Annotated in this window: 21 protein-coding genes; 16 read left to right on the top strand and 5 right to left on the bottom strand. The window is 53.6% G+C overall.

Annotated features, from left to right (window positions below):
• Positions 1-275 precede the first annotated feature (275 nt).
• Together ACX9GT_RS04405 and rfaQ are read right to left on the bottom strand one after the other, a co-directional pair.
• Complete coding sequence (locus tag ACX9GT_RS04405; RefSeq protein ID WP_473189996.1) at positions 276-1,544, bottom strand: O-antigen ligase family protein; 1,269 nt, start codon at positions 1,542-1,544, stop codon at positions 276-278.
• Positions 1,545-1,588: 44 nt separating this feature from the next.
• On the bottom strand, positions 1,589-2,767 hold the full coding sequence (gene rfaQ / locus ACX9GT_RS04400; protein WP_473189995.1) for a putative lipopolysaccharide heptosyltransferase III: 1,179 nt from the start codon (positions 2,765-2,767) through the stop codon (positions 1,589-1,591).
• Positions 2,768-3,179: 412 nt separating this feature from the next.
• On the opposite strand from rfaQ, the gene ACX9GT_RS04395 reads away from it, so the two are divergent.
• From ACX9GT_RS04395 to ACX9GT_RS04385, 3 genes are all read left to right on the top strand, one after another.
• The gene (locus tag ACX9GT_RS04395) at positions 3,180-3,572 is read left to right on the top strand and encodes a hypothetical protein (protein ID WP_473189994.1); all 393 of its coding nucleotides are present in this window, start codon (positions 3,180-3,182) and stop codon (positions 3,570-3,572) included.
• 96 nt (positions 3,573-3,668) lie between these two features.
• The gene (locus ACX9GT_RS04390; protein ID WP_473189993.1) at positions 3,669-4,556 is read left to right on the top strand and encodes a GTPase family protein; all 888 of its coding nucleotides are present in this window, start codon (positions 3,669-3,671) and stop codon (positions 4,554-4,556) included.
• Between the two features lie 154 nt (positions 4,557-4,710).
• The gene (locus ACX9GT_RS04385) at positions 4,711-5,532 is read left to right on the top strand and encodes a DUF932 domain-containing protein (protein ID WP_473191505.1); all 822 of its coding nucleotides are present in this window, start codon (positions 4,711-4,713) and stop codon (positions 5,530-5,532) included.
• A gap of 430 nt (positions 5,533-5,962) precedes the next feature.
• Here ACX9GT_RS04385 and tnpC read toward each other — a convergent pair whose 3' ends face one another.
• The 3 genes from tnpC to tnpA are packed head-to-tail and all read right to left on the bottom strand — an operon-like array spanning position 5,963 to position 8,291.
• On the bottom strand, positions 5,963-7,549 hold the full coding sequence (tnpC, locus tag ACX9GT_RS04380) for an IS66 family transposase (protein ID WP_473191504.1): 1,587 nt from the start codon (positions 7,547-7,549) through the stop codon (positions 5,963-5,965).
• Positions 7,550-7,591: 42 nt separating this feature from the next.
• A complete protein-coding gene (tnpB, locus tag ACX9GT_RS04375) occupies positions 7,592-7,972 on the bottom strand; it encodes an IS66 family insertion sequence element accessory protein TnpB (protein WP_473189059.1) in 381 nt (126 codons plus the stop codon).
• Positions 7,959-8,291: an IS66 family insertion sequence element accessory protein TnpA gene (gene tnpA / locus ACX9GT_RS04370; RefSeq protein ID WP_473189992.1), complete on the bottom strand. Its 333-nt coding sequence runs from the start codon at positions 8,289-8,291 to the stop codon at positions 7,959-7,961. The genes tnpB and tnpA overlap by 14 nt, the downstream gene beginning before the upstream one ends.
• Positions 8,292-8,424: 133 nt before the next feature.
• On the opposite strand from tnpA, the gene ACX9GT_RS04365 reads away from it, so the two are divergent.
• The 13 genes from ACX9GT_RS04365 (at position 8,425) to ACX9GT_RS04305 (ending at position 15,650) form a co-directional block, all read left to right on the top strand.
• Positions 8,425-9,144 (top strand): WYL domain-containing transcriptional factor, encoded by a 720-nt coding sequence (locus ACX9GT_RS04365; protein ID WP_473189991.1) that lies wholly within the window; start codon positions 8,425-8,427, stop codon positions 9,142-9,144.
• Positions 9,145-9,194: 50 nt separating this feature from the next.
• Entirely contained in the window at positions 9,195-9,413 is a 219-nt protein-coding gene (locus ACX9GT_RS04360; protein ID WP_473189990.1) for a hypothetical protein, read from the top strand.
• Positions 9,414-9,415: 2 nt separating this feature from the next.
• Positions 9,416-9,655, top strand: coding sequence for a hypothetical protein (locus ACX9GT_RS04355; RefSeq protein WP_473189989.1), 240 nt, complete (start codon positions 9,416-9,418; stop codon positions 9,653-9,655).
• 176 nt (positions 9,656-9,831) lie between these two features.
• Positions 9,832-10,290: an antirestriction protein gene (locus tag ACX9GT_RS04350; protein WP_473189988.1), complete on the top strand. Its 459-nt coding sequence runs from the start codon at positions 9,832-9,834 to the stop codon at positions 10,288-10,290.
• A 10-nt stretch (positions 10,291-10,300) separates the two neighbouring features.
• Positions 10,301-10,786, top strand: coding sequence for a RadC family protein (gene radC, locus ACX9GT_RS04345; RefSeq protein ID WP_473189987.1), 486 nt, complete (start codon positions 10,301-10,303; stop codon positions 10,784-10,786).
• Between the two features lie 48 nt (positions 10,787-10,834).
• Complete coding sequence (locus ACX9GT_RS04340; protein ID WP_473189986.1) at positions 10,835-11,212, top strand: hypothetical protein; 378 nt, start codon at positions 10,835-10,837, stop codon at positions 11,210-11,212.
• Positions 11,212-11,529 (top strand): DUF5983 family protein, encoded by a 318-nt coding sequence (locus ACX9GT_RS04335; RefSeq protein WP_473189985.1) that lies wholly within the window; start codon positions 11,212-11,214, stop codon positions 11,527-11,529. The genes ACX9GT_RS04340 and ACX9GT_RS04335 overlap by 1 nt, the downstream gene beginning before the upstream one ends.
• Before the next feature lie 283 nt (positions 11,530-11,812).
• The gene (locus ACX9GT_RS04330) at positions 11,813-12,076 is read left to right on the top strand and encodes a hypothetical protein (RefSeq protein ID WP_473189984.1); all 264 of its coding nucleotides are present in this window, start codon (positions 11,813-11,815) and stop codon (positions 12,074-12,076) included.
• Positions 12,077-12,087: 11 nt separating this feature from the next.
• The gene (locus tag ACX9GT_RS04325) at positions 12,088-12,423 is read left to right on the top strand and encodes a TA system toxin CbtA family protein (protein WP_473189983.1); all 336 of its coding nucleotides are present in this window, start codon (positions 12,088-12,090) and stop codon (positions 12,421-12,423) included.
• 73 nt (positions 12,424-12,496) lie between these two features.
• A complete protein-coding gene (locus tag ACX9GT_RS04320; protein ID WP_473189982.1) occupies positions 12,497-12,868 on the top strand; it encodes a type IV toxin-antitoxin system YeeU family antitoxin in 372 nt (123 codons plus the stop codon).
• A gap of 77 nt (positions 12,869-12,945) precedes the next feature.
• Positions 12,946-13,797 (top strand): DUF4942 domain-containing protein, encoded by an 852-nt coding sequence (locus ACX9GT_RS04315; protein ID WP_473189981.1) that lies wholly within the window; start codon positions 12,946-12,948, stop codon positions 13,795-13,797.
• Positions 13,798-14,247: 450 nt separating this feature from the next.
• Positions 14,248-14,478 carry a hypothetical protein gene (locus ACX9GT_RS04310; RefSeq protein ID WP_473189980.1) on the top strand — a complete coding sequence of 77 codons (231 nt, stop codon included), beginning with the start codon at positions 14,248-14,250 and terminating at the stop codon, positions 14,476-14,478.
• Positions 14,478-15,650: a DNA methyltransferase gene (locus ACX9GT_RS04305; protein WP_473189979.1), complete on the top strand. Its 1,173-nt coding sequence runs from the start codon at positions 14,478-14,480 to the stop codon at positions 15,648-15,650. Before ACX9GT_RS04310 ends, ACX9GT_RS04305 begins: the two co-directional genes overlap by 1 nt.

Raw genomic sequence — 15,650 nt, 5'->3', positions numbered from 1 at the left:
TCACGCTCAAATCCCGCCCGCGTCTTTCACTCGGTAAGTCTATAGACCGCCGCGATAACGCGGTCCACGGATATCGACTCGACCTCAGACCCGGCATAGAGCAGTTCATGGCGCACCAGCGGATACCGGCGCCGGTATTTCTCCGGGCGTGCTTCAAACAGGGCCACCACGGGTATTTGCAACGCCGAACACGGCTGTCCTCAGAAATCACCCGATCCAGTGAGCTCATTGCAGCCACAAACGCCCTGAGTGACGGCGCACTCAGGCAACTCACGTCAATATTGACGTTCGGCGTTTCTGTTCGGGGGGAGAGTATAAACAGACCTAGGCGCGGACTTGAAGTTGCCTACCGTCAGACTGACCAGACTTGCAGCGATGACCATAAACAGATGCCCTTCGGCAGAGTCCAGCAGGAAAGAGTTGAACAGGTGACAAGCCATGTAGCTGCCCAGTATCGCCACCAGCAAGTTGCGGCAAGCGACCGGTTGACGCCAGGCCGCGCGCAGGCAACACAACATCCAGCTCAAAAACACCCCCAGCCCCAGCAGGCCGTTCTGAACCGTCTCCAGCAGATATTCATTATGCGGGTTATGCACACTGTAGCCGGTCTCGGCGTTGCCGTACCAGAAACTCCCGGCCCCGTTCCCGAGCAGAGGGGCCTGCCTTATCAGGCGTAACGATTCACGGGCAAAGGCGGTACGTTGCCCCATTGAGTTGTCACAGGCCTGATAGGCAAGTTCAGCCGGGGCCAGCACACAGTGGCGAACCTCCTGCAGACCCAATGCCAGGCGCTCCGTGGCACGATTCGGTATCAGAACCAATGCCAGCGCCACCAGCAGACCACAGACGAACACCCCGAGACGTTGCCTGCGGGGTAACGTCAACAACAGCCACACCCCCACGCCGACCAACAGTGCTACATAGCCGGTACGCCCTTGCACCATCAACAACACATTAGCCGTTGCCAGCCCGGCCAGTGTCGCATATCCCGCGCGCTTCAGGCCAGATTGCGCGAAGGCGCGAGACAACCACACCAGGGCCGCCAATGCCATGAACACATTCTGGGTTATCTGCAGTTTGAAGACCGTCGGGTTCTGCGGGTCGAGACCGCCCAGCGTGATATGCCCGATACCCGACGCCAGACTGATGGCCAGTATCACCGCATTGGCCAGCAAAAAGCCGTCGACAAAACGGGTAAGCAACGGGCGGTCAGCCAGGAAAAACAGCGCCAGTGGCAGCACGTACAGCAGCTTCTGATACTTGCCAACCATCTTCGGGCCATAGTCATGGTGCGAACTCAGCAGTGAAAGCGCCAGCAGGGCAAACATCAAGGCGGGCAACCAGACCAGTGGCTGTTTTAGCAGTGGTACCACATAACGACAATCCCGTTGCCACAGCAGGCAGACCACGACCATGCCCAATGCGATATTCATCAGTGCATTGGACGTCGGCAAAGACACCCCGAGTAAAAATGCCACGACGCTGAACAGTCGAAGACGGCCCGGGGTGAAGGGGAATACGGAAGACAGGTGTGTTGATGGCATGGTGATGGGCTTCTCTCAAGGTGGAGTGAACACGGCGGCGTCGGTCACTGTGCCGCAGAGGCGGTGGCCGACATCGTCAGGGTGGCGAGTTGATGGTCCACAGCACGGATGACCGCCTCAACCGGGATGGCGTCCAGATAGCGTTCCTCGGTATCGGTATCGACGTCGTCAGTGGCGGGCAGTGGGCGATAATCGCCCGCCCACAACAGGGTATGAGGAGCCTGCCAGGGTGACCACTGCGCCAGATTAGTGGGGCCGAACAGCACGACAGAAGGCGTTTGCAGGGCCGCAGCCATGTGCATCGGCACCGAATCCACGCCAATAAACAGCGTTGCCCGGCTCATCAATACCGCAAGCTCCGGCAGGTCAAGGCGGCCCGCCAGATTGACCACCCGCTGCGGCTGGGTACAGCCTGCCAGAATGGTGGCGACCAGGGTGACGTCATCAATTGAACGTCCCCCGGTCAGCACCACTGTTTTCCCTCTGGTGGTGAGGTGATTGATAACCTGCGTGAACCCCATCACCGACCAGGTCTTGAATGCCCAACGTGCCGTCGGTTGGATTAGCACAAAATCCGTCAGGTGATGACGCTGGCTGAACCGGTCTACCTCATCAATATCGCATTGGCGGTAGGCCTGTTTCACCCGGGTTATCTGGGTGGGTAACGCCAACGGCGTCAGAATGTCGAGATTATTCAACACGGTGTGCTGTTGCTTATGTCCATCAACCGTCACCAGCAGGGAATGGCAGGCTTGCCACAACCGGTTGTTACGCGTGGGGTAACGAAAACCCAGGCTGAAGGCCGGTTTCAGAAGGCGGCAATACAGTGCTGCCCGCCATTGGTCCGACAGATTGATGACAAGGTCGTAACGCGCGCTGCGCAGGCTGTTCCACAGGGCGTACTCCCCACGATACTGCGCTTTGAGGCCCTGGTGTTTGAGGCTGCGGTCCACGGTAAAAGTAAGGTAAACGTCCTGATTACCCGCCAGCATCACCTCTGTGCCGTCATACACCAGCACGTCAATCAGGGCGTTAGGGTAATTGACCCGCAGCGTGCCAAGCAGCGGCGTTGTCAGCAGGACATCACCAAAATGACGCAGCTTGATAACCAGGATGCGCTGTACCTGCTCGCGGTGCAGCAACCGATTGGGGAACCGACGGTCAGGCAACAGGGCCTGGTAGCCCCCCGTCGATACAGTGGAAAGGGGTGGGGTTATCGTCATCTTTCGTTGTCCTGGAACAATACAGAAATCGCCTTTTCACGGATGTTAAAACAGCGCAGCCCTTAACCGTCGGCAGTGCCGTTGGCCGATATCCGCAAAACAATATGAAGCGCTACCAGTGAGATAGGCGCCTTGTCGCCTGCGTATTTCACTGCGTTGATATGCTACATTGATCGGTAATACAGATCAATAAATCAATATTGATCGTTATTATCAATCAATGATGCAATTCAATCACGCTGTATTGATCGTTTTTATCTATCAAAGAACCCATCAACATCGCCGGGATGGCAGGGCGGGTGAAGGAAAGTGGAGAACTGAAAGGCAAGCGATAACTCAATGATTTTTCACATCTATATTACTCAAGTGAATATCGAGAACCCGTCTCGATAACACACAAGGAAACATCACCATGAAACCGATTATCCCTCTGGCCCTGTTGGCCTTCGCTGTTCTCTCCACCCCTGCTCAGGCGAAAACCACCACCACGCTGGCCAAGAACGAAATAGCTGACGGCAAGCCGCGTATCGTTATTTTCCAATACGACGGCAAGAATGCCTTCTGTCTGCAGGTACCGAAAAAGTATCAGCCTAACAAGGCGGTGGGTTGTTTTGCCGAAGGTGACGCAGGGGCCATCAACAGTGCCGCCAATGGCAATCTGGGCAGTGACGATAACTGGACCACGATGAAAGATGCAGGGACACCGACCTGCTATGCCGGTGAGGGCGGTTGTCCGGTGCCTGCCGAGTTGAAAGACCTGCTTGACCCTAAAACCAACAAGGAATGGGGCGTCTGGCGGCCTTAAACCTGCATAGCTTCCCCACTCAGAGCATCGCCACCGGCGGTGCCCTTTCTCTCGCCGTATTTCTGTTTTTTATTCAAGGCTCCAAAGGCTCCAGCCATGACAACACAACGTTCCGGGGTCACCGTACTCCATGAACATCTCTCGCTGCTGCCCGCTTCCGTGCGTGAACGCCTGATGCAACGCCTGCAGCAGGTGGTGCAGTATCAGCCCGTGATTGGCGTGATGGGCAAAACCGGTGCCGGTAAATCCAGCTTGTGTAATGCCCTGTTTCGCGGTGAACCCTGCGCGGTCAGCAATGTCGAGGCCTGTACCCGTGCCGCTACCCGGCTGCAACTCACCTTTGGGTCCCATGCGCTGACGCTGATTGATTTGCCCGGTGTCGGTGAAAGCCAGGCGCGTGACGACGAATACCAGGCGCTGTACCAGCAGCTACTTCCTGAGCTTGACCTGATACTCTGGGTCATCAAGGCCGATGACCGGGCTCTGGCGGTGGATGAACACGTCTACCACCAACTCCTGAACGCCGCAAACCCCAGGGTACCGGTGCTGTTTGTGGTCAACCAGGCTGACAAGGCCGAGCCAGTGGCCCAGTGGGACAGTGTGCAGCAACGCCCGTCGGCCAGCCAGTGGGACACGCTTGAACGTAAGGTGCACGCAATTGCCCAGCACTTTCAGGTCTCGCCAGTGCACATCCGGGTCGTCAGTGCCACCACCGGTTATCAACTGCCCGACCTGGTGGAGGCCTTGGTGACGGCGCTCCCAAAGCAGGCAAGCAGTGCGGTGACCGTTCAACTGCGCGAAACCTACCGCACCGACGCCGTACTCGACAAAGCCCGCAACGATTTTGGCGATACCGTCAGCGAACTCATCGACTGGGTTATCGACAGCGTGCCGCTGCCCACGCCCGTCAAAACGCTGGTCAAGTCAGTCAAAAATACCGTCCGCCAGGTGGCTAAGTCGGTGTGGGGCTGGTTCTTCGGGTAACGCGCCGCATCCCCCCGGTAAGCGCTTACTGACATATTTGCACATCCCCGTTCGTCCCTCTGCGGTCCGGCCTCTCAGGCCGGACCATTTTCTTTTTCTGCTGTCGGGTTACCTCTATCCGGCAGTCTCACGCATTTTCACAGGAGTATTGATGATGGTTCGATTAGCCTCCCGTTTTGGTCGGGTGAATTCCGTTCGCCGTGACCGCCCGTTAACTGTTGATGAGTTAGCCCACTACGTGCCCAGCGTATTGGGTGATGATAAACATGCTTCCCGCAGCGAAAAATACACCTACATCCCTACCATTACGTTGTTGGATAAGTTACGTGAGGAAGGCTTTGAGCCATTCTTCGCCTGCCAGACCCGTGTGCGCGATCTGGACAAACGTGAGCACACCAAACACATGCTGCGCCTGCGTCGGTCAGGGCAGATCACTCAAAAAGAGGTGCAGGAGATTGTTTTGCTCAACAGTCACGATGGCTCCAGCAGCTACCAGATGATCCCAGGCTGGTTCCGCCAAATTTGCAGTAATGGTCTGGTTTGCGGCCAGAGTTTTGGCGAAATTCGCGTCCCTCACAAAGGCGATATAGCGGGACAGGTCATTGAAGGGGCTTATGAAGTCCTGGGGATATTTGACCGGATAGAAGAACAGCGTGAGGGGATGCAGGCATTAACGTTATCACCAGCGCACCAGCACGCGTTGGCGCACGCCGCACTGACCTACCGTTACGGCGAGGAGCACCATCCGGTCACCGAAGCACAAATCCTGATGCCCCGCCGTTGGGAAGACAAGAAAGACGATTTGTGGACTACGTTCCAAAGGCTGCAAGAGAATCTCATCAAAGGGGGATTATCGGGGCGCAGTACCACAGGCAAACGGGCGCAAACCCGTGCGATAAATGGAATTGATAGTGATATCAAGCTCAACCGGGCGTTGTGGGTGATGGCGGAACAGCTTAAACAGGCTGTCGCCTGATGATGTGGCCGATCCCATGCATTCGGCACCGTTGAGGGGTGACTCATGGCTTCTCCGCTGAGCTAGTGGCAGGAAACGGCCTCGCGGCCACACCCTGTCCACAACAATTCGATGCAGACATGCATGAAATCCCTCGTGCGTCGCACCACTCCTGTGATCACTCTGCTGTAAAAATATTTTCCGGTGTGTCCATACCCTGACCGCCCCCTTCTTTAGTGTGCTTCCGGTGAACCCGTATTGACAGGTTTATGAGACCTGCATCTGGTTTACAGGAGGCCGTTCGTCAGGTGGTGAAGTGCTGAGTGTGGTGTTGGGGGGCTTTGGCACAGGGGCTGAGTCCGTTGTCGCTGCCGTTGAAGCCATGTGGGACGCGGGCTCCCGATATTTACGGTGTCAGCGCCGCAAGTCCTTAGTGCGGGAAGTCACGGGATTACTGGCAGGCGTCGCTCCCCGCGAAGGTGAACCCCGGCAGCGGCAACAACTCCTCCAGACGCCCTTCTGGCCAGCCCGGCAGACGCCGCAGAACATCCGTCAGCCAGGCATGCGGCTCCAGGCCATTCATCTTTGCCGTTTCCAGCAGACTCATGATTTTCGCCGCGCGTTCGCCTGCTGCAACCGAACCTGCGAACAACCATGATTTTCTGCCCATGACCACCGGTTTGATCGCCCGCTCGCAGACATTGTTGTCCAGCGGCAACCCGCCATCGTCCAGGAAGCGACTGAGGGCAACCCGACGTTTCAGCGCGTACGTGATCGCTTTGCCCAGCGCAGAGTTCTCCGGGCACGCATTTTTCTGCTGTTCCAGCCAGTGCCAAAGTTTTTCCAGTGTCGGTCGCGCATAACGCTGTCGCCACTGGCGGACCTTTTCTACTGGCCGGTGCCGGATCTTCTTTTCCAGCCGGTACAGGCTGGCTATCTGTCTTATCGCCGTGGCTGCACGCGGATCTTTACCCGCTTTATACAGGTCCGCGAAGTTTCTGCGGGCATGAGCCCAGCACCCCGACAGGATTATCCCGTTGTGCTGGTTTGCCAGCGTTTCATACGCCGGGTACCCGTCAACCACCAGGCTCCCGGCCCAGTCTTTCAGGTATCCCGCCGGATATTGGCTGCTTCTGCCGGGTTGACAGTCGAAGCACACCACTGGCGGGCCACTTCGTTCACCACTGACGTAGCACCAGAGATAACCGGCGCGGGATTTGCCCCCTTTTCTCGTGTCGAGGAGTTGCAGGGGCGTTTCATCGGCGTGTACCACATCCCGTGTCAGCAACATCCGGTGCAACGTCTCTGCCAGTGGCGTCAGTACGGTGCCCGCACGCCCGACCATATCCGCCATCGTGCTGACGGGCAGACTGATGTCTGACCGGGCCAGCACCGACTGCTGACGATACAGCGGCATATGGTCACAATGTTTACTTATCACCAGTTGCGCGATGAGTGACGGTTCAGCCACACTTTTCGGGATAATGTGCGCGGGCATGTCACCGCTGACCACACACTGGCAGCAGTTGCAGCCGTACTGCGGGCGAACATACCGGTTAACCACGATGCGGGCCGGGATGTACTCCAGTTTTTCGCTCACTTCATCGCGGATGTGGTGCAGCATTCCAGGGCATTCGGGGTCAAGGCAGCTTTCCGTTGATGCGGGAACGATAACGATCTCTTTTCGCGGAAGATGTGCCGGAAGCGGTTTACGTGCCGGACTTTTGCCGGGGGGCGTTTCTTCTGGGGGAAGCAATGTATCCAGTTGCGCTTCAACGGCGGCGATATCGGCATCCATATCCTCTTCGAACAGGGAGCGTTGCATCCCGGCCAGGGTCTCACTTTTTTTCCCGAAGCGCTGTTGGCGGGCCAGTTTCAGCATTTCTTCCAGGAGTTCGATACGCTGTTGAAGCCCGGTATTTTGCTGACGAAGTTTTTCTTTTTCTGCATTCTCAGACATTGCATTTTGCACCATGGCAAGTGCCAGAGTGCGAAGCTGTTCGATGTCACTGATGGTGGTGAGAACGGAGATATCCATGCGGATCATTATACCACTCCCGACATGGATAATCATTATTCTTCATGAGGTTATCATGTTCTGCGAGCCATATTCAGACTCGCCACGGAAGACCCATTTTTCGAGGTCGTGGCCTCTCACCTGCTGCCAGTCAACACCACTGACGAGCCAGTTGAACTCATCGGGCGTGAGTGACCAGGCAACCTCATTTGCCCGGGGCCAGCGGAAGTTTCCTTTGTGCAGACGACGAACGCACAACCAGACGCCGTGCTTATCCCAGCGCAGCACCTTAATGCGGGAGCGAGCCTTGTTGGTGAAGACGAAGGCGGCACCTTCGTGCCAGGACGCCTGCAGTTCATCTTGCACGTACTGCGTAAGCGTGTCGATCCCGCGCCGCATATCAACGGGTTTCACGGCGAGAAAGACATTTTCAGGCGTCAGCATGCTTGAGCGCCCTGAAGACATCGGTCAGTTGTGAAGGATGGCAGCACATCCGTATTCCGCCGGGCAGGAATAGCGTAACGGGTTCATTCGCCACAGATGAAAAGGGTTCAGAAGGTGGAGCGGATTGGACGATATGAACGGGCAAAACAGTAGGTTTGCTTGCACGTCGTTGAGCTTTTGCGACATCTTGGGGCCATTCACGAAAGGAGGTAAAAGGAATATCGTTGAGCTCACAATACTGCCGGCGGGTAAGGCCGCTGGCGCGCCAACTGGCGACGTGTTGTTTTTTCTGGTCAATGAACCATCGTTGTTTTTGCATCGGTAAACACCCTTGTGTCAGTGGAGGATGGTGCCGATCTTACCTGCTGAAATTATTATGAAAATACGAGTTCACCGGAAGTACACCTTCTTTACAGTGGTTCTCATTTTCAGACCGTTGATGGAGCCTCTCAATGCCAAAAGCTGCACACCGGCATGATCGTCTGGCGGTCAGGCTCTCATTGATCATCAGCCGTTTGCTGGCCGGTGAAACCCTGAATGTCCGCAACCTGGCCACCGAGTTTGGTGTTTCCCTGCGTACCTTGCGTCGCGATTTTCGTGAACGGCTGATCTATCTGGATCTGGAATACCAGCAGGGTCTGTGCCGTCTCGCCTCAGGCGTCGGCCAGCGCCATGCTGAGAAAGACGTGCTGGCATTTGCGAGACGTATCGGTATCGCCGACCTGCTGCCGGGTCTGGACAGTCAGATGATCAAGGCGTTGCTGTCTGCCGATGACACCTCTCCCTGCATCACCTGGCCTGTGGCTTTTCAGCCACACCGCGCCAGCCTGCTCTCAACGCATTTTGGCACGTTGGTTGACACCATCACCACCCGACAACGGGTACTGCTGTTGACGCTAGCGTGCCGTTATGAGCGGCTCGCACCTTACCGACTGATGTTTCACGATGGAGGCTGGTATCTGGTGGGGGAATGGCAGGGCCGCATCGCGGTGATTGTTGTCGATGACATTGATGCGGTGATTGTGTCCAAAGAGAGTTACGTACCCTGTCAGGCAGTCGATAGCCTGATCACCCACACCCATTTTGTTGCCGCGCTGCCTCACTACCGTTTTATCCGTGAGATATTGCTGCCGTTTCATTCACAACCGGGCGAGTGCGTTGACCCGGGATAACTGCCCGGCCTAAGCCGGGTTTGATTATGTATAAAAGGAGGCATTTATTAATGAAAGGTTTTTTGGGGATCTATTTTTTCCTGGGCTTGGTCACCACCGTCTATAAAGCTTTCTGGGGGGAACAGGCTTCACGCGGTCTGGCGTACGCTATCGGTCAGGGGCTCATTTGGCCCGTTGCCTGGTTTCCAAGCCTTGGGAATATCATCGGCGGGATTATCTGGCTCTGCGTCATTGCCGGGCTGATGCTGGCGTATTACGCGAGAAGGTAGTCATGAAAACGAAATGGCCTCTCCTGCTCCTGGTCGGCATGTTATCGGGCTGCGGTGATCCAGAAAAACGCGAATTCATGCGAGAGTGCAAGGCGCAGGGCAATACGGAGATTTGCGAATGTGCCTACAACAACATCTCCGCCAAATACGGTAAGGGATGGGGGAGTGACTGGCATGTCATCAAGAGAGCGGACTTTGCTGATTATCTTATCCAGACCACTGTCGAATGTACGTCAGAATAAGCCCGGCGTTAGACCGAGGCAGTGTCATAGCCCCCACCGTATAAGGCAGGTGTGCAACCTGTACCCTTGACCCACGTTGCGTTAACACCCGGGAAATTTCCCACACTCCAGACAGGCTCCCCGGTTTTCCGGTGGGGCCTGTTTTGCTATTTATCTCATACAGAAGGATATTTTTCATGAATACACACTCCACCCCGTCTACAGCAATCCCTCAGGCAAGCACACTGACCGCCATTCTGGTGCCTAGCAACCAACGCTCTCGTTTCTGGCCACAGCACTTCGGCAGCATACCGCAATGGCTCATTCTGGAGGCTCATGTCTTCGGCTGGATGGATCGCCTGTGTGCCGACTACCACGGGGGTTCCTGGGAATTTTACACGCTCAGTAACGGCGGGGCCTTTATGGCTCCAGAAGTTGACGACGATACCGATAAGAAATGGCGGTTGTTCAACCCCATGAATGGGAATGGTGCCGAAATGAATCCTGAAGCTGCGGGGATCACTGCCTGCCTGATGGCCTACAGCCACCACGCCTGCCGCACCGAGAGCGAAGCCATGACCGACCATTTCTATCGCCTGCGGGAATACGCGTTGCACCATCCCGACAGCCGCGCCATTTTCGCCCTGATTGACTGAGATCACAAAAATGAATTCCTCAACATTATTGGCATCAACCGCCCTGCCGTTAACGGCACAGCGCACGGTCAAACGTGCTCTGTCATTGCTGGAAAAGCACCTGCGCGAACCAGGCGCCTCATTTACCTCCACCAATACTGCACGCGACTGGTTACGGTTACAGTTGGCCGGGCAGGAGCGTGAAGTGTTTATCGTGTTGTATCTCGATAATCAGCACCGGCTGCTGGCATCCGAAACGTTGTTCACCGGCAGTATCAGGAGTACGGAAGTCCATCCCCGTGAAGTGGTGAAGGCCGTACTTCGCCATAACGCGGCGGCTGTCATTCTAGCTCACAATCATCCGTCCCAGTTGGCTGAACCCAGCCAGGCCGATCGACAAATCACCGAAAGGCTGGTCAACGCACTGGCACTGGTTGATGTGAAGGTATTGGACCATCTGATTGTAGGTGGTCTTGATATCGTCTCCTTCACCGAGCGCGGCTGGTTGCCTGGCTGACAGTCATCTCTCTCATTTCCCCAATCTCATTTTTCCAGGAGTATCCCAATGGGTTGGTTATTTTCACACCGCTCTCGCCGTGAACTGATCGCAGCACTGATCCAAACCGACGACACTGAACACTATCAACACGTGACGCTGGCGCATGCGCTGCGGGGAAATGTCCTGTGGTCGGTTGTCCAGAGTACCACCAAAGATCCGGCAAAAGTCGCCCAAACGGTCATTCATTGCATCCTGATGCAAGGTTCCGGCGGCAGTTGGGGCTACAAGGCGATGGATGAGTCTGTGCAGCCTTGTTATTACAGTTGTCCAAAGAAATACCTGACGATGGCCCCGGTCATCAGCCCGGAATGGCGTGAGAAGGTCTTGGCGCATCACCAATGCCGCTACCCGCAACGGGGCGTAATAAAGGAAGGAAGCCAATAATGGTAACAACGCCACTTTTACGCTTCGGTCTGCAATGCAGTTCGTCCCATATCAGCGAGGATGATAATACGGTGCTATACCGGATCTCGCATTGTCAGGATGAGTTTAGCGATGGCGAATGGATCTCATTCTCGGGCACCGGCTATTTGCTGCGACTGGATGCGTGGACCCACCCGGTATTGCAACTCAAACGGCTGGGGCTGTCCAAGACCTGCCGCCGACTGGTAACTACCCTAATGAAACGCCATCAACTGAGCTACCTACATATCGATGCCCTAGGTGAGGTCTTACCCGACTTTACCACCTTCGACTGGTAATACTGCCTCACATTCAACGCTCCACTCTCGCGTTACCCCTTTATTTCTCAAGGAGAACTTTCTCATGAACACGAGCGCATCGCCCGTGCCTGGCGTCTTTCATTTTCTGCAACACAGCAACGTATCATCGCAAGACTGGTAATCCTTATGTCAGGCGATCACCACGGCTTATCTAAAGCTACATTGGCAACCCGATACGCTGAATTTAGACACTGCACCGGTTATCTGTGAACACACCGGCAACCGTCGATACCGGTTCGACAACAACCTTATGGGATTGGGCATGATCGGCTTTAACGGTGAGCTGATTACTCATCAGGCAGGCGATCCGTTCATTCTTTACCAACGCCAGACACCCTATGCCCTGATCCGCTGCGATACACGAGGCTATCCCTACCAGTGGCTGGTGATGGCTGCACTGTTGTTGGCCAATACGCAGTGCCCCACTACCTGGACGATTGAATCTGATATCCCCGTGAAGCACTGGCGAAAGGTCGCTCACTGGTTGACCCACCACTGTCAGTTACCGGTTTCCCCACTTTCTTAAGGAAATGCCGTATGAAAACCCTCGAAAAAATACCCCACATCACGCCCAGCGCCAACCAAGCACGAACTGAATACCAGCAATTACTCGTCTGGTTGCTGAAGCACTGTTATGGATTGGAGCTCAACGATACGCAGTATCACGACGAACAGGCTATTGCTCAGCAGATTGAGCATGGCGTCACGGTACGGAAAACCGTCAATGAACTGGTGGAGAAATTTGATCTGGTACGCATTGATCGCCCCGGTTTCAGCCTGATGGCACAAGACCCCACCCTGAACGGTGGAGATATGCTCCGTGCCCGCAGTGCGCTGGGACTGCGCAGCCCTGTCATTCGCCGCCTGGCATGATAGTCCCCTCACCATCACCTGCGAACACGCCAGCCTCTGCGCTGGCGTTGTACATTAACAAGGACATTCAGCCATGAAAGACACCACTCCTGATACTGATAATCACTCAAACAGCACACCGTCGCCTGTCTGGGGCTTGCAATCTTCTATCACGCCACGCCTGGGAGCCCGGTTGGTCCAGCAGGGTAATCACCTGCATTTTTTGGCTGACCGTGCCGGTTTTGTTAGCACATTTGATCCTGATGCTCTTAAAACGCTGGATGCCGCTTTCCCTGTGCTGATTGAACAGTTGGAGGCCTGCCTGCGGTCTGGTGAACTCGATCAACGCCGTCAGCATTGCGTCACCGTGCAGCACGCCAGTTTTACCTGCGATGCCGATACGTTAGGGAGCTTTGGCCACATCTATATCGCTGTTTATCAGACAACACTGCCCAACCTGGTTTAAGCCGTAAGAGCTCACACTCTCCCAACCTTTAACCCTGCCTGCGATAACGCGGGCATTTTTTTCTAAGGAACTCAGCGATGCCAACCACATTGAATACTGTCATTGAACCCGAAGTCCTCACCGACCACACCGAGGTGATTTGCTCGACCAGTATTGAACGTATCGTCACCGGGCGTAATGCCGCGCTGACGCAGATTGAAGCCCTTATCCATCAGCTTGAAGATATCTCAGTCCTCACCAGCAGCATTGGCGGTGGAGTGGCAAGAGATTGGGCGATGCGGCAGGACTTCCGCTGCGGCTGCTGGCTTATGGAGAAAGCAGAAACAGCCATGTCCGTGATCACCCGCAATCTTGATCGCGACATATGGCAAGATCTGATGAAAAAGTCAGGAATGCTGTCGCTCATGGATGCCAAGGCGCGTGACCAGTGGTACAGAAATCTGGAGAGCAAGGACTTGCCCGCTATCAGCACAGAGAGCATCTATAGCACGTTCGAACAGTTGCACCGTGATAAGGGCGAGGTATTTGAGCGAGGGGTGATCAACGTGTTCAAATCGCTGTCCTGGCATTACAAAACCAACAGCCCCTGCAAATTTGGCAAGAAAATTATCGTAAACGGTCTGGTGAGTTATAACCAATGGGGATTTTCACTGAACCACAGTTATCGGCGCGACCAACTGGCCGATCTTGAACGGATGTTGTTCCTGTTGGAGGGCAAAGCGATACCGGATAATCGGATGGATGTCACCGCTCGGCTGTATGATCATATCAGTGCCCACCGACTGAGGGCTGAGGTTTATGAAGATGAGTATTTTTCAATCAAGTATTTCATGAAGGGGTCAGCGCATCTGACATTTAGAAAGCCTGAGTTGATGGACAAGATGAACGATATCATCGCCAAACATTATCCAGGTATGTTAGCACCCTAAGTACTGAACTGAATTTCAACGCAAATCCTTTGTAGCTGTAAATGTTGGTGCAAAAAAGATTGATTTTTCATTTAATATTTAATGTAGGGTTTTCGAATCCTGTATGGCGCAACCAGCCCTTAGTGGCGCGAAAAATGATAACTTATCATCAACGTCTCCAACCGTAACGCGCTCTTAATATTCTCGCATCAGTAAAGTGCCTAGGCTGTGTCCCTCAACTGCTAGGAAGGGAAACGTCATTAGTCCCCCGCTTCAACCTTTCCAGCAAAAGGATTAACCATAGCCCTGAAAAAATCTGTACGGATGAAATAGTTTGGCGTACCATAACCATACATTACATACATTACATACATTACATACATTACATACATTACATACATTACATACATTACATACATTACATACATTACATACATTACATACATTACATACATTATCGTGGGCTATTACATGAGCATAGGCAACAGTGGCCGTATTGTTATAGAAGTTAAGCCGGAGGTAAAGCGCAGGCTTTACTCTGCATTAGCAAGCGAAGGTATATCACTTAAAGAGTGGTTCCTAAAGAACGCTGAGCAATATCTGGAGGGCAACAACAGGCAACTAAATGGCCCTAGCAAAACTGATAAAAATAATTCTAATCAATCAGTAGAAATATTATACAACCTTAAAAGTGAGAAATAATGGGTTCCATTTTAGAACAATCAGCGAGTGTAGCGGCGCAGGAGCATGATGTCGGGCTTAGCTCTATCCAGCAAAAGCTTGCAGAAATTGACTGGAGTTTCCAGAAAAGGGGTGAAATAGCGGCTATCGAAACAATTCACCCGTATCCTGCAAAATTTATTGGTGATATTCCACGGACACTTATTGACATTCTACCTATTCCTCTCGGAACAGGCGTACTCGATCCATTTTCAGGATCAGGGACAACTCTGGCAGAATCCCAAAGAGCCGGACTTCCTTCTGTAGGTATCGATCTTAACCCTATTGCGTGCCTAATATCCCGAGTCAAAACCAGTCCGTTACCTGATGACTTTATGCATGTTGTTGAAGAAGTCATCGAACGTGCCAGCAATATCAAATCACTAGTAAAGCCTGATATTCCAAACGTGGACCACTGGTTTAAGTCAGAAATCCAACTGGCTGTTGGTGCCCTAGCTGAAACGATAGCAGATGTAGCATATCTCCCTTGGTTGGATCAACTTCGTTTGTCACTCTCAGGTATACTTGTTCGCGTTTCTAATCAAGATAGCGATACCCGGTACGCAGCTATTGATAAAAACATTTCCTACAACGATGTTTTCAAATTGTTCCGCGCATCCGCGGCAAAAATAATGAAAGCACTAGCAGCCCGGGAGAAAGACTTAGCGACAGCGCGTGTTATAGAAGCGAATATATTAGAGGTTCAACCAGAGGATATTGATATCCCAATCGGTTTGGTCGTCACCTCACCCCCGTACCCTAATGCCTATGAGTACTGGCTATATCACAAATATCGTATGTGGTGGCTTGGTTTTGACCCACTTTCCGTCAAGGAAAAAGAAATCGGTGCTCGTGCCCACTTTTTCAAAAAGAACCACCATACTGCAGAACTGTTTGTTGAGCAAATGCGGGGAGTATTCTCTTTAGTTAATAAAGTATTAGTTCAAGATGGCTTTGTCTGCTTTGTTGTGGGCCGGTCGAAAATTCACGGAAAGATTATCGATAATGGTGACATTATCGATCTGGTCGCATCTGAAGTTGAGCTGAAGCGTGTGTCGCGTTTTGAGCGTGTTATAAAGGCAAACAGAAAATCTTTCAATCTCTCCCACGCAAACATAAAGACGGAAACCGTACTTGTGTTTCAAAAAAAGTAA

It is taken from the genome of Serratia sp. YWN4, from assembly GCF_055790845.1.
This window is presented reverse-complemented; position numbering and strand designations above follow the sequence as displayed.